Here is a 13,557-nt window from a genome sequence, read left to right on the forward strand (position 1 = left end):
TGATGCGGGCGACGCCCGGGCCGGCTACTTCAGCCCGGTGTTGGCGACGCCCTGGATGACGTACTTCTGCGCGAACAGGTAGATGGCGAGCATCGGCAGGATGCTGACGATGGAGCCGGCCATGACGACGTCCCACTGGGTGGTGAACTGGCCCTGGAGCCCGGCGAGCGCGACCGGCAGGGTCTGCACCTCCGGCGAGCGCAGGACGACGAGCGGCCAGAGGAAGCTGTTCCAGCTGCCCATGAAGGCGAACACCGCGAGGGTCGCGAGCGCGGGCCGGATGTTCGGCAGCATCACGGTCCAGAAGATGCGGAAGTGCCCGGCGCCGTCGAGGGCGGCGGCCTCGTCGAGCTCCGTCGGCACCTGGTTCATCGCCTGGCGCAGCAGGAAGATCCCGAACGCGCTCGCGAAGGTCGGCAGCAGCGCACCGAGGTAGGTGTCGACGAGCCCGAAGGCCTTGAGCTCGGCGAACAGCGGCACGACGAGCACCTGCAGCGGCACCATCATCGTCGCGAGGTAGGTGCCGAACACCGCCGTGCGGCCGCGGAACGGCAGCCGGCTGAACGCGTACGCCGCGGTGGCGCTCGTGAACAGCTGCACGAGCGTCGTGACGACCGCGAGCAGCAGGCTGTTGCCGATCACCCGCGCGAAGGGCAGCCGGGTGAAGAGCGTCGCGTAGGCCTCCAGGCTCGGATCGGCCGGCCACAGTGTCGGCGCGGAGTCGAGCCGGCTGTCGGCGTTCAGCGAGGTGACGAGGGTCCAGTAGAAGGGGAAGAACATCGCCACGGCGCCGAGCGCGATGACGAGGTGGAGCAGGATGCTCCGCCACGGCACGGGCCGCGGGCGGGACATGCGGGACGAGCGGATCGCGAGCGTCTCAGCCATAGTTCACCCACTTGCGCTGGCCGCGGATCTGCACGACGGTGACCGCGAGGATGACGATGAAGAGCATCCAGGAGAGGGCGGATGCCTCGCCGGCTCGGCCGTAGCGGAAGGTCAGGTCGTAGATCTGCTGCACGACGACCTGGGTCGCCCCGCCGGGCCCGCCGCCGGTCATCGCGTAGACCTGGTCGAACACCTGGAAGCCGTTGATGAGCGAGATGACGATGACGAAGAACGTGGCCGGCGAGAGCAGCGGCATGATGATCGAGACGAGCCGCCGCCACCAGCCGGCGCCGTCGACGCGCGCGGCTTCGAGCAGCGCGGGGTCGATGGCCTGCAACCCGGCGAGGAGGATCACCATGACGAAGCCGAGGTCCTTCCACGCCGAGGCGAGGATGATCGACGGCATCGCCCAGGCCGGGTCGGTCCACCAGCCCGGCCCCGCGATGCCGAACCACGCGAGCACCGTGTTGACGACGCCGTTCGCCGGGTTCAGCAGCCACCGCCAGACGAGGGCGACGACGATCCAGCTCGTGACGACCGGCAGGAAGTAGACGCCGCGGAGCAGGGTGCGGCCGCGGAGCGCGGTGTTCAGGCCGAGCGCGATGGCGAGGCCGCCGAGATAGACGAGCGGCAGGTACCCCGCGATGTACGCGAGCGTGTGCAGGAAGACCTCGCCGGTCTTCGGGTCGGCGAGGAGCTTCGCGTAGTTGTCGAAGCCGACCCAGTTGGCGGGTGCGAGCAGGTTCCAGTCGGTGAGGCTGATCCAGGCCGCGGCGACCATCGGGCCGAGCACGAACATCGCGAGCGGCACGGCGCTCGGCAGCAGGAACGCGAGGACGGTGAGCGCGTAGCGACGGCGGGCCGCGGGCGTGCGGCCACGACCCCCGGAGGGTGCGCGGCGCGACGCCGCGGGCGCTGGGCGCCCGGGGCGGGTGAGGGTGGCGGTCATGGCCGGCCGGCCTGCTCGACGAGGCGGGCGCGGATGAGGCGGGCCTGGTCGCCGGCCGCGTCCGCGTCGAACGGCGTGGCGAGGACGAGCGCGGCGGCGCCCTGCGCCCAGCTCTCGTCCTGCCAGGTCTCGACCTCGACGGGGATGCCGCGGAGGTGCCGCAGGAGGTGGGAGCGGAACGCGGGCTCGAAGCCGTACGACCAGTGCCGCCAGGCGTCGGTGCCCTCGCCGAGCACGACCACGAAGGCGGGGGCGATCGTGTGCACGACGCCCGCGAGCGTGCGTCCGAGCACGGCGCCGGCGTCGCCGAAGACCCGGCTCGCACGCTCGTCGCCGGCGTCGGCGGCGGCCCGGAGGGCGTCGATCCCGGCGGCGGCGGAGATGACGCCCTCGGCGCGCGCGCGGGCGACGAGCGCCGCCTCGCCGATGAGCGCCTCGAGGCATCCGTCGTTGCCGCAGTGGCAGCGCGGGCCGCCCTCGGCGACCGGGATGTGCCCGATCTCGCCGGCGCCCCCGTTCGCCGCGCGGAGCACCGCACCGTCGACGACGATGCCCGCGCCGACGCCCGTGCCGATCGTGACGACGAGGAAATTGTCGTGGCTGCGGCCGAGCCCGAACAGGCGTTCGGCGACGGCGAGGGCGTTCACGTTGTTCTCGACGATGACCGGGAGGCCGAGGGCCCGGCGGAGGGCGTCGCCGAGCTCGACCTTGCTCCAGTCGAGCGCGGGGGCGTCGACGACGCCACTGCCGGGCTGGTCGACGCTGCCCGGCACGCCGACGCCGACGCCGAGGAGCGGTGCTCCGCCGCCCCCGTCGAGGAAGTGGCGGATGCGTTCGACGAGCTCGGTGAGGTAGGTGCTCGCCATGGCGTCGAACGGCTCGCTGGCCGAGCGCAGCACGCGCCCGTCGATGCCGACCTCGACGAAGGCGACGTGGTCGGCGACGACCTTGACCCCGACCGCACGACCGGCGGAGGCGACGAGTCCGAGCATGCGAGCCGGGCGCCCGCCGCTCGAGGGGGCCTGCTCGAGCTCGGCGATGAGGCCGTCGGCGAGGAGGTCCTTCGTGAGCTGCGTGACGAGCGCGGGCGACACCGACAGCGCGCGGGCGAGGTCGGCGCGGGACGCCGGGCCGTTGGCACCGAGCTGGGCGAGGATCGCCGAGCGGGTGACGTCGGTGCGGGGGCTGGTGCGGTGCGCCATCTGAGCCTCTCTGCCGTGGCGGGTACTGGTGTTAATTTAGAACTAAATAAAGCCGAATAGCAAGTACCGCGTTCTGCGCATCCGAGCAACCCTGCCCGCGGGCCGTGCTCGCCCGCGCGTGTGGGAGAATCGACGGGTCCACCTCGGACGCCCCTTCACCCCCAAGGAGCCATCGCTCGCATGTGCGGCATCGTCGGCATCGTCTCCACCGAGCCGGTCAACCAGCAGATCTACGACAGCCTGCTGCTCCTGCAGCACCGTGGCCAGGACTCGACGGGCATCGCCACCGCCGACGGTCCCGTCTTCCACATGATCCGTTCGCGCGGGCAGGTGCGCGAGGGCTTCCGCACCCGCGACATGCGCTCGCTCATCGGCAACATGGGCCTCGGGCACGTGCGCTACACCACGAAGGGCGCCGCCGAGCGCGAGGAGGAGGCGCAGCCGTTCTACGTGAACGCGCCCTACGGCATCGTCCTCGTGCACAACGGCAACCTCACGAACACCCGCGAACTCTCGAGCGAGCTGTTCTCGATCGACCGCCGGCACGTCAACTCGACGAGCGACACCGAGATGCTCCTGAACGTGCTCGCCACCGAGCTGCAGAGCCAGATCACCGGGCTCGAACTCGACCCCGATCAGGTCTTCGCCGCCGTCGAGGCCGTGCACCAGCGCGTCGAGGGCTCCTACGCGGTCATCTCGATGATCGCCGGCTACGGCCTGCTCGCGTTCCGCGACCCCTTCGGCATCCGTCCGCTGATCCTCGGCCGTCGCCTCACCGAGGCCGGCAAGGAGGAATGGATCGTCGCGAGCGAGTCCCTCGTGCTCGAGAACGGCGACTACGAGATCGTGCGCGACGTCGAGCCCGGCGAGGCGATCTTCATCGCCCTCGACGGCACCATGGTCTCGCGCCAGTGCGCGAAGAACCCCCGCCTCGTGCCGTGCTCCTTCGAGTACGTCTACCTCGCCCGCCCCGACTCGGTGATGAACGGCATCTCCGTCTACGAGGCGCGCCTCCGCATGGGCAACCGCCTCGCCGACACCGTCGCCACGCACATGCCGCTCGGCGACATCGACGTCGTCATGCCGATCCCCGACTCCTCGCGGCCCGCCGCGATGCAGGTCGCGCAGAAGCTCGGCATCGAGTACCGCGAGGGCTTCTACAAGAACCGCTACGTCGGCCGCACCTTCATCATGCCGGGGCAGGCCGAGCGCAAGCGCTCCGTGCGGCAGAAGCTGAACGCGATGGGCACCGAGTTCAAGGGCAAGAACATCCTCATCGTCGACGACTCGATCGTGCGCGGCACCACCTCGCAGCAGATCGTGCAGATGGCCCGCGACGCCGGCGCCAACAAGGTGACGTTCACCTCGGCCGCCCCGCCCGTGCGCTACCCGCACGTCTACGGCATCAACATGCCGAGCCGGCAGGAACTCATCGCGCACGGTCGCAAGATCCCCGAGATCGCCGCCGAGCTGGGTGCCGACCACATGATCTTCCAGGAGGTCGCCGACCTCCAGGCCGCGATCACCGAGGGCACCTCGATCACCGAGCTCGACCTCTCCTGCTTCACGGGCGAGTACGTCACGGGCACCGTCACGCCCGAGTACCTCGACTGGGTGGAGCGCACGCAGCTCAGCTGAGCCGGAGCATCCGCTTCCCGAGTTGCCCGAGTTTCATGGAAGTCGGGCAACTCGCGGGGTGAACCCGGTCAGTCAACTCGCGGGGTGAACCCGGTCAGTCGTCGACGCGGTGCGTCTCGTCGCGCTCGGCGACGACGCGCTTCGTGCGGCGCGCGAGCGCGCGGTCGACGATGAGCGCGGTGAGGGCGCCGAGCGCGGCACCGATCGCGACCCCGCCGAGGAGCAGGAAGCCGAACACCTGCCCCGGGTCGTACGTGAAGTCCTGGGCGACGCGGTCAGGATCGGGCGTGATGGCGAGCGAGAGCACGAGCGCGACGAGGGCGCCCACCACGGCGCCGACGAGCAGGAACGCACCGTAGCGCGGCGAACGGCGCACGACGACCTCGTCGCGGCTCGTCTCGGTCTCGACGACGGGCTCGACCGGGGCGGATGCCTCGGGCTGCGCGGGCGCCTCGGGCTGGACCTGCCCCTCCGGCTGAGCCGGCGCGGATGCCGCGTCGGCGGCGGGTGCCTCGGCGCCCCGGTCGGCGGCGGGCTCGGGCTGGTCGTCGGTGCTCACCCCTCCATTGTCCCGCATCGGCTCACGGCGCGGGACCGGGACGGAAACGGCGCCGGCCGGGAGCCTCGCTGGACTCCCGGCCGACGCCGGACTTCGGGGATGCCGCGGCCTACGCCTCGGTGCGCGTAGCCCGGCGGCGCAGGAGCACGACGAGGACCACCGCGATCACGAGCAGCAGCAGCGCCACGCCGCCCCAGATCAGCCAGGGACTGACCCCGGCCGTCTCGGCGACCTCGGCGGTGCCGGCGTCGGTGCGCTCGACCTCGCCGTCGTCCGTCGCGACGGCCGGCGCGGCCACGCCGCAGTCGGCCGGCAGTTCGATGCTGAACGACACGGGGTCGAGCTCCTCGCCCGCGGCGTAGGTGCCGAAGGCCGCAGCGCCCTGCTCGGTGAGCACGGCCGGCACGTCGACGGCGGCGAGGACGCTGCCCTCGAGCGCGAGGCCCGACACGTCGAGCTCGGCGAAGCGCACGGCATTCGCCTCGACGGGCGCACCCTCCTGGGTGGTGCCGGTCACGTCGAGCAGCAGGTAGGCCTCGTCGGCGCTCGCGAACTCGAGCTTCGGGTTCGCGATCGTCGTGTCGAGCGCGCCGTCGTGGCCGGTGAACTCGACCGAGCCGGGGAACGCGACGACGCCGCGCACCGTCTTCGCGTCGAGCGAGCCGGTGCCGCCGGTGAACGCGAAACGCCCGTCCTGCTCGCTCGCGCCCGCGACGGTCCAGCCGCCGTTCGCGATGCCGCTCTCGAGGTACTGCAGGAAGCTCGCCTTGAAGCCCCAGTCGAGGCTCGCGGTCGTGACGGCGCACTGCTCGGCCGCCGCGGCGACGGTGAACACGACGCCCTTCGAGACCGAGCCCTGGAAGGTCAGCGTGTGCTGGCCCGGCTCGAGTCCGGCGGGCAGCGAGCCCGTCCAGGTCACGACGCCGTTCGCGTCGGCCGTGAGGTTCTCGGCGAGGACCGTCGGCGTGGAGTAGACGACGACCATGATGCCGGTCTCGTTCGGCTCGAAGCCGTCGACCGAGATCGTGACGGGCTTGCCGGCGATCAGCTCGGCGAGCACGGCCGGGTCGAGCTGGATGCCGGTGGTCGCCGGCGGCGTCAGCGGCACGGGCTTCGTGGCCGAGGCGGGCGTCGCCGAGGCGGTGGTGCCCGAGCTGCCGGCCGGAGCCGCGCCGGGGCTGCCGATCACGACGGTGATCGGGTCGAGCGCCTTGCCGGTGCCGTAGTAGCCCTGGAACGCGTCCGCGCCGGCCGCGGTCAGGGTCGCCGGGGCCCCGGCAAAGCGGGTCGCGCCGCCCACCGTGGACTTCGCGGCGGCGCCGAGGTCGACGGTCGCGAAGTCGATCCGGGAGCCGTTCGCCGTCAGCTCGAGCACACCGCTGGTGGCGCTCGTCACGCGCAGCGTCGGGTTCGAGAAGGTCAGGTCGAGGATGCCGCCGTGGCCGGTGAAGCGCACGGAGCCGGAGTACTCGGCCGTGCCGGTGCCGCGGGCCGCGGTGAAGCTGCCGCCGGACTGGCCGAACTGGAACGCGCCGCCGGCCTGCGTCGCGCCGGAGCCGACCGTGATGGAGCCGCGGGCGATCGGCCCGACGACGTACGAGCGGAACGCGTCGGCGATCCCCCAGCTGAGCGATCCGCTCGAAACGGGCTTGGTCGTGCCCGGGTTCGTGGGCGTCACGGGGGGCTTCGGCTTCGGCGGGACGACCGTGCCGCCCGCGACCGTGATCGGCGCGAAGGCGTCGAGCGAGCGATCTGTCAGCGAGAGGCCGTGCGCCGCCGAGGAGGCGACCGTGTAGCGCTTCTTCGGGTCGAGCTTGCCCGCGGGCACCTTCAGCTCGACGGTGAACGCGCCGTTCACGACCTCGCCCGGCTTCACCCAGGCGAGCGCGGTCCAGCCGTCGGCGACGAGCGGGCCGTTGCCGGTCCAGATCGTCGCATCGCCGAGGAGCACGTACACGCCCTGCGCCGCGCCGGCCCCGGTGTACCCGGTGCCGCTGACGGTGAAGGTCTGCGCCTTGCCGGCATCAACGTCCTTCGACGGGGTGACCGAGAGCTTCGGGTTCGGCGCGTCGGCCTTGAGCGCGATGGGCGTGAACGCGTCCATCGTGCGGTTCAGCGCCGAGAGGCCGTGCGCGGCCGAGGAGGCGACCGTGTAGCGCTTCGCCGGGTCGAACGACTTGGCGGGCACCTTCAGCTCGACCGTGAACTTCCCGTCGACGATCTGGTTCGGCATGACCCAGTCCATGGCGGTCCAGCCGTCGGCGACGAGCGGGCCGTTGCCGGTCCAGATCGTCGCGTCGCCGAGGAGCACGTACACGCCCTGCGCTGCACCGGAGCCGACGTAGCCGGTGCCGGTGACCGTGAAGGTCTGCGCGGCGGCCGGGTCGACGTTCGTCGCCGGCGTGACAGTCAGGGTCGGCTTCGCCGCGCCCGGCTTGAGCGCGATCGGCGCGAAGGCGTCGAGCGACCGGTCGGTCGCCGAGAGCGCGTGCGCCGCCGAGGAGGCGACGGTGTACCGCTTCGCCGGGTCGAGGGTGCGCGCCGGCACCTTCAGCTCGACGGTGAACTTCCCGTCGACGATCTCGGCCGGCTTCACCCAGGTCTGCACGGCCCAGCCGTCGGCGACGAGCGGGCCGTTCCCGGTCCAGATCGTCGCATCGCCGAGGAGCACGTACACGCCCTGCGCCGCACCCGGCCCGGTGTAGCCCGTGCCCGTCACGGTGAACGTCTGCGCGAGGGTCGAGTCGACCTCGGTCGCGGGCGTCGCCGTCAGCGTCGGCTTCGCGGGCTGCGGTGCCGTGGCGAAGGCGATCGGGGTGAACGTCTCGAACCCGGCGTGCTTGGCACCACCACCCGAGTACGTGTAAATGCCGTAGTTCCCGTCAGCCAACGCCGCCGCGAACTCGCGCACCGTCAACTCGACCTGGAACGACCCATCCGCGTTGATCGCGACCGCGCCACGCGCAGCCCCACCGATCGTCGCGACGTCCTCCGGGTTCACGACCCACTTCTGCGAGTCCACCACCCGCGCCGACGACGCCGCCCCAGCACTCGGCTTCCACTCATCCAGGAACGACCCGAACACCACGTACGCGCCACCGAACTTGCCCGCCAGCGGCGGACGTGTCCCATCCGTCGACGGCGACACCGGCACGAACCCCGTCCCCGACACCGTCACGACCTCACCAGCCGCATCCAAGCCACTCGACTTCGACACCGACACCACCGGCACCACCGGGGCGGTGGCGAAGGTGATCGGGGTGAAGGTCTCGAACCCGGCGTGCTTGGCACCACCACCCGAGTACGTGTAAATGCCGTAGTTCCCGTCAGCCAACGCCGCCGCGAACTCGCGCACCGTCAACTCGACCTGGAACGACCCATCCGCGTTGATCGCGACCGCGCCACGCGCAGCCCCACCGATCGTCGCGACGTCCTCCGGGTTCACGACCCACTTCTGCGAGTCCACCACCCGCGCCGACGACGCCGCCCCAGCACTCGGCTTCCACTCATCCAGGAACGACCCGAACACCACGTACGCGCCACCGAACTTGCCCGCCAGCGGCGGACGTGTCCCATCCGTCGACGGCGACACCGGCACGAACCCCGTCCCCGACACCGTCACGACCTCACCAGCCGCATCCAAGCCACTCGACTTCGACACCGACACCACCGGCACCACCGGCTGCTTCACGGTGATCGGCGCGAAGGCGTCGAGGGAACGGTCGGTCGCGGACAGCTCGTGCGCCGCCGAGGAGGCGACCGTGTACGTCTTCGCGGGGTCGAACTTCCCGGCGGGGATCGTGATCGTCTTCGAGAACGCGCCGTCGTTGAACTCGCGCGGCATCACCCAGCTCTGCGCGAGCCAGCCGTCAGAGACGAGCGGGCCCTCGCCGGCCCAGATGCCGGTCTCGCCGATCAGCAGGTAGGCGCCGTTCTTGGCGCCCTCGCCGACGAAGCCGGTGCCGCTCACGGTGAAGACGTTCTGCACGGCGGGGTCGACGTTCGTCGCCGGGGAGATCGAGAGCTGCGGCGCTGCGGCCGCGAGCGGCGCAGCGGCCTTCGCGGCCGGGGCCTTCGCGGCGGGAGCAGCGGGCTCGACGGCCGGCGTCTCCGCAGCGGGCGTCTCGGCGGCGGGCGCCTCGGCCGGCGCGTCGGAAGCGGGAGCCTCCGGAGCCGCGGATGCCTCAGCGGGTGCGCCGCCCGCGTCGCCCGTGCCCTCGCCGCTGCCATCGGCCGCGGGCGCGAGCTGCGCCTCGGCGACGAGCGGCGCCGGCGTCGTCGCCTCGTCGGCGAGCGCCGGTCCGGCGGAGATGAGCGAGCCTCCCGCCACGAGCAGGGCGGCGAGGGCGCTCGCGAGCCAGCGGTTCGCCGTCCTGGCGCGGGTCGCCGGTCGAGCGGTGGTCGGTGACGGTGTCTTCACGACGCGGTCCTCCAGGCATGGCGAAGCCGCGCGGCGCACGTCGGCGAGCGCGGCTTCGGAGATGGTGATCGGGGGAAACCAAATGAGGTTAGGCTTGGCTAAGACGAACCTAAGCCTCGAGCTGACACCCTGTCAATATTCAGGGTAGGCTAACCTCACTCCCGATGACCTCACGCACCAGCCCCCGCTCGGCGCGCATGCGCCTCGCCGCTCTCGCGACCCTCGCGGTCGTGCTCCTCAGCGGCTGCGCCACCGGAGCGGCGGCAGGACCCGAGTCCGTCGCCCCGAACTGCATCGACGCCGACGTGCCGTTCGCCGAGCTCGCGATCGAGCAGACGCCGCGCGAGACCGTCGGCGAGTCGACGGCCTGCCTCGCGAACTCCGCTCTCCCGGTCGTCGACAGCGACGAGCAGCCCGCACTGCCGGTGACGGTCACCGATGCGAAAGGCACCGAGGTCACGGTCGAGGATGCCTCGCGCATCCTCCCCCTCGACATCTCCGGCTCCCTGGCGGCGACGGTCTTCGGCCTCGGCCTCGGCGACCGCGTCGTCGGCCGCGACGGCTCGACCGGCTTCGCCGAGGCGGCCGAGCTGCCGGTCGTCACGCACGGCGGTCACAGCATCACGGCCGAGGCGATCCTCGCCCTCGACCCGAGCGTCGTCATCACCGACACGACGCTCGGCCCCCTCGACGTGCTCGACCAGCTCCGCGACGCCGGCATCCCCGTGGTCCTCACCACCTCCGAGCGCAGCCTCGACACCATCGACGTGCTCATCGAGCAGGTCGCCGCCGCCCTCGGCGTGCCCGAGCGCGGCGGGCTGCTCGCCGCCCAGGTCGACGAGGAGCTCGCCCGCACGACCGCGGAGATCGCCGCGGCCGTGCCCGCCGACCCCGAGGTGCGCCCGCGCGTCCTGTTCCTCTACGTGCGCGGTTCCGCGAACGTCTACTACCTCTTCGGCGAGGAGTCCGGCGCCGACGCCCTGATCGAGGCGATCGGCGGCGTCGACATCGCCGGCGAGATCGGCTGGAAGGGCATGCGCCCCGTGACGGCCGAGGCGCTCGTCGCGGCGCAGCCCGACGTCGTGCTCCTCATGACCGACGGGCTCGAGTCGGTCGGCGGCGTCGACGGACTGCTCGAGCGCGTGCCGGCCCTCGCCTCGACCCCCGCGGGCGAGCACCGCCGATTCGTCGACATGGCCGACACCGAGATCCTGAGCTTCGGGCCGCGCGCCCCGCACATCGTCGACGCCCTCGCCCGCGCCGTCTGGGCGCCGACCCAGTCCGGCCCGCTGCCGTGACCGGCACGGCCGAGACGGGCACCGCCAGCGAACCCCTCGACACCGTCACCGCCCCGCCGAGCGGCCGGGTCACGCTGCGCACGCGCCGCACCCTGCTCTTCACCGGGCTCGCGCTCGGTCTCGTCGTCGCGGCCGTCGTCGCGGCGGGCACCGGGCAGCTCGCCATCCCGCCCGGGGAAGTCTGGGCCTCGATCCTCCGCGGCCTCGGCCTCTCGAACACCCCCGAGACCGTGCCGAACGCCGACTCGGCCCTCTGGAACATCCGCTTCCCCCGGGTCGCCATGGCGGTCCTGATCGGCGCCGCCCTCGCCGTCGCGGGAACCGTGATGCAGGCGATCTTCGCGAACCCGCTCGCCGAGCCCGGCGTCGTCGGCGTCTCCTCGGGCGCCGCGCTCGGCGCCGCGAGCGCCATCGTGTTCGGCTGGACCGCGGCCGGCGACCTCGTCACGGCCGGCGCGGCGTTCGTCGCGGGCCTGCTCACGACCCTCCTCGTCTACTTCACGAGTCGCGCCGGCGGCCGCACCGAGGTGGTGACGCTGCTCCTCACCGGCATCGCCATCAACGCCTTCGCGGGCGGCGCGCTCGCGTTCCTGACCTTCCTCGGCGACTCCGGCTCCCGCGAGGAGATCGTGTTCTGGCAGCTCGGCTCCCTGAACGGCGCCCGCTGGCAGGAGGTCGCCGTGATGCTGCCGCTCATCGCCGTCGCGATCACCGGGGCGCTGCTCCTCGGCCGCACGCTCGACCTCTTCTCGCTCGGCGAGCGCGGAGCGCGCCACCTCGGTGTGCGGGTCGAAGCGGTGCGGATCACGTCCATCGTGCTCGTCGCCGTGCTCGTCTGCTCGGCCGTCGCCTTCGCCGGCATCATCGGCTTCGTCGGCCTCATCGTGCCGCACCTCATGCGCATGGCGATCGGGCCCGCGCACCGACCGCTGCTCATCGCGAGCGCGCTCGGCGGCGCGCTGCTGCTCCTCCTCGCCGACCTCGCGGCGCGCACCCTCGTCCCGATGGCCGAGCTGCCGATCGGCATGCTCACTTCGCTCATCGGCGGCCCGTTCTTCTTCTGGCTGCTGCTGCGCACGCGTCGACGCTCGGGGGGCTGGGGATGACTCGGCCCGCCACGCTCGAGGCGCGGGGGCTGTCCGTCGAGATCGACGGCGCCCGGCTCCTGCACGACGTCGACTTCGCAGCGCACGCCGGCCGGGTGCACGCCCTCATCGGGCCGAACGGCGCCGGGAAGTCCACGCTGCTCGCCGCGCTCTCCGGCGATCTGCCGGCCGCCGCGGGCGAGGTGCGGCTCGGCGACGCCCCGCTCGCGGGCCGCAGCCCGAAGGCCCTCGCCCGCGAGCGCGCGGTGCTCACGCAGGACCACCGCGTGTCCTTCCCCTTCCCCGTGCGCGAGGTCGTCGCGATGGGCCGCCACCCGTGGGCGCGGACCCCGGCGGCCGACGAGGACGACGCGATCGTCGACGACGCGCTCGCGGTGACGGATGTCTCGCACCTCGCCCACCGCACGGTGCCCTCGCTCTCGGGCGGCGAGCGGGCCCGGGTCGCGCTCGCCCGCGTGCTCGCTCAGCGCACCCCCGTGCTGATGCTCGACGAGCCCACCGCCGCGCTCGACCTGAAGCACCAGGAGGACGTGCTGCGCCTCGCCCGCGCCCACGCGCTCCGCGGCGACACCGTGCTCGTCGTGCTGCACGATCTCAACCTCGCGGCCGCCTACGCCGACGACGTCACCCTGCTCCGCGCGGGCCGCGTCGTGGCGACCGGCTCGCCCGCGGAGGTGCTGACCGCCGAGCGCATCGAGGCCGTCTACGGCCAGGCCGTCGAGGTGCTGCCGCACCCGAGCACCGGCGTGCCGCTCGTGCTGCCGATCCGCTGAGGCCATCTGGTTCCCGAGCCCGTCGAGGGGCCAGTCGGTTCCCCGAGCCCGTCGAGGGGATCCACGCTTCGAGCAGCTCAGCGAACCAGACCTGGTTCCCCGAGCCCGTCGAGGGGCGTTGACTCCGCCGCGGGGTTGGATTTTCGGGATTCCACAGAGATTTGCAATCTACCGCCCTGTAGCTGGCATTTTCCGCAGTAGGTGCGAGACAATCTCATACCGATGGACTTTTGGGCGACCATCCATGACTCGCCACCACCTGTAGATGAATGCGACCAAGGACTGTAGGCAGATGACGAACACCCCCGATTGCTTGGCACTGACTGGCGGCGGAACACTCGACACGCTGTGGGTGCTCGCCGCAGCGCTTCTCGTCAGTGCCGGCGCCGCAGTTCTCCTCATCGCGCGGCGAAAGCCGCGCAGCGGGGTGGGCCTCGTCTTGGTCCTGCTCCTGGCATCGGGTGGCGGGGTCAGTCTTCAGCTCGGTGCTCCGCAGGCCGCACACGCCGCTGGAAACGACTGCACGCCGAAACCGGCCCCCGCGCCGACGCCGAACCCGACCCCCACGCCGACGCCGAACCCGACCCCCACGCCGAACCCCCAGCGCGAGGTCGCGACGGGCACCCGGCCGAAGGGGCCGAGCCGCTCGGCGGGCATCGCCCAGCAGCCGACGACGGTCCGCGAGTACCTCGTGCTCGAGTACGCGCCGTCGAAGCGCGGGCAGGCG

9 protein-coding genes and 1 pseudogene are annotated in these 13,557 nt (G+C 72.3%); 5 read left to right on the forward strand and 5 right to left on the reverse strand.

Annotated features, from left to right (window positions below; all coding sequences use genetic code 11):
• Positions 1–24 precede the first annotated feature (24 nt).
• Genes ROT00_RS18130 through ROT00_RS18140 form a run of 3 tightly spaced genes read right to left on the reverse strand, consistent with a single transcriptional unit; the run spans position 25 to position 3,036 of the window.
• Complete coding sequence (locus tag ROT00_RS18130; RefSeq protein ID WP_404776438.1) at positions 25–885, reverse strand: carbohydrate ABC transporter permease; 861 nt, start codon at positions 883–885, stop codon at positions 25–27.
• Positions 878–1,834: a carbohydrate ABC transporter permease gene (locus ROT00_RS18135; RefSeq protein WP_404776439.1), complete on the reverse strand. Its 957-nt coding sequence runs from the start codon at positions 1,832–1,834 to the stop codon at positions 878–880. Before ROT00_RS18135 ends, ROT00_RS18130 begins: the two co-directional genes overlap by 8 nt.
• Positions 1,831–3,036 carry an ROK family transcriptional regulator gene (locus tag ROT00_RS18140; RefSeq protein ID WP_285462708.1) on the reverse strand — a complete coding sequence of 402 codons (1,206 nt, stop codon included), beginning with the start codon at positions 3,034–3,036 and terminating at the stop codon, positions 1,831–1,833. The genes ROT00_RS18135 and ROT00_RS18140 overlap by 4 nt, the downstream gene beginning before the upstream one ends.
• 180 nt (positions 3,037–3,216) lie before the next feature.
• Here ROT00_RS18140 and purF point away from each other — a divergent pair, with 180 nt between their 5' ends.
• Positions 3,217–4,674: an amidophosphoribosyltransferase gene (gene purF / locus ROT00_RS18145; protein WP_404776440.1), complete on the forward strand. Its 1,458-nt coding sequence runs from the start codon at positions 3,217–3,219 to the stop codon at positions 4,672–4,674.
• A gap of 94 nt (positions 4,675–4,768) precedes the next feature.
• Here purF and ROT00_RS18150 read toward each other — a convergent pair whose 3' ends face one another.
• Both ROT00_RS18150 and ROT00_RS18155 read right to left on the reverse strand, forming a co-directional pair.
• The gene (locus ROT00_RS18150; protein WP_404776441.1) at positions 4,769–5,233 is read right to left on the reverse strand and encodes a hypothetical protein; all 465 of its coding nucleotides are present in this window, start codon (positions 5,231–5,233) and stop codon (positions 4,769–4,771) included.
• A gap of 109 nt (positions 5,234–5,342) precedes the next feature.
• Positions 5,343–9,653 (reverse strand): HtaA domain-containing protein, encoded by a 4,311-nt coding sequence (locus ROT00_RS18155; protein WP_404776442.1) that lies wholly within the window; start codon positions 9,651–9,653, stop codon positions 5,343–5,345.
• A gap of 164 nt (positions 9,654–9,817) precedes the next feature.
• Here ROT00_RS18155 and ROT00_RS18160 point away from each other — a divergent pair, with 164 nt between their 5' ends.
• The 4 genes and pseudogenes from ROT00_RS18160 to ROT00_RS18175 all read left to right on the forward strand — a co-directional run.
• Positions 9,818–10,951, forward strand: a complete 1,134-nt coding sequence (locus tag ROT00_RS18160) for a heme/hemin ABC transporter substrate-binding protein (RefSeq protein WP_404776444.1) — start codon at positions 9,818–9,820, stop codon at positions 10,949–10,951.
• Positions 10,948–12,057, forward strand: coding sequence for a FecCD family ABC transporter permease (locus ROT00_RS18165; protein ID WP_404776445.1), 1,110 nt, complete (start codon positions 10,948–10,950; stop codon positions 12,055–12,057). The genes ROT00_RS18160 and ROT00_RS18165 overlap by 4 nt, the downstream gene beginning before the upstream one ends.
• Positions 12,054–12,830: a heme ABC transporter ATP-binding protein gene (locus ROT00_RS18170; protein WP_404776446.1), complete on the forward strand. Its 777-nt coding sequence runs from the start codon at positions 12,054–12,056 to the stop codon at positions 12,828–12,830. The genes ROT00_RS18165 and ROT00_RS18170 overlap by 4 nt, the downstream gene beginning before the upstream one ends.
• Positions 12,831–13,122: 292 nt before the next feature.
• A pseudogene (locus ROT00_RS18175) lies at positions 13,123–13,557 on the forward strand (hypothetical protein); the annotation flags it as partial.

The organism is Agromyces mediolanus (assembly GCF_044917495.1).
Classification (GTDB): Bacteria; Actinomycetota; Actinomycetes; order Actinomycetales; family Microbacteriaceae; genus Agromyces; species Agromyces mediolanus_B.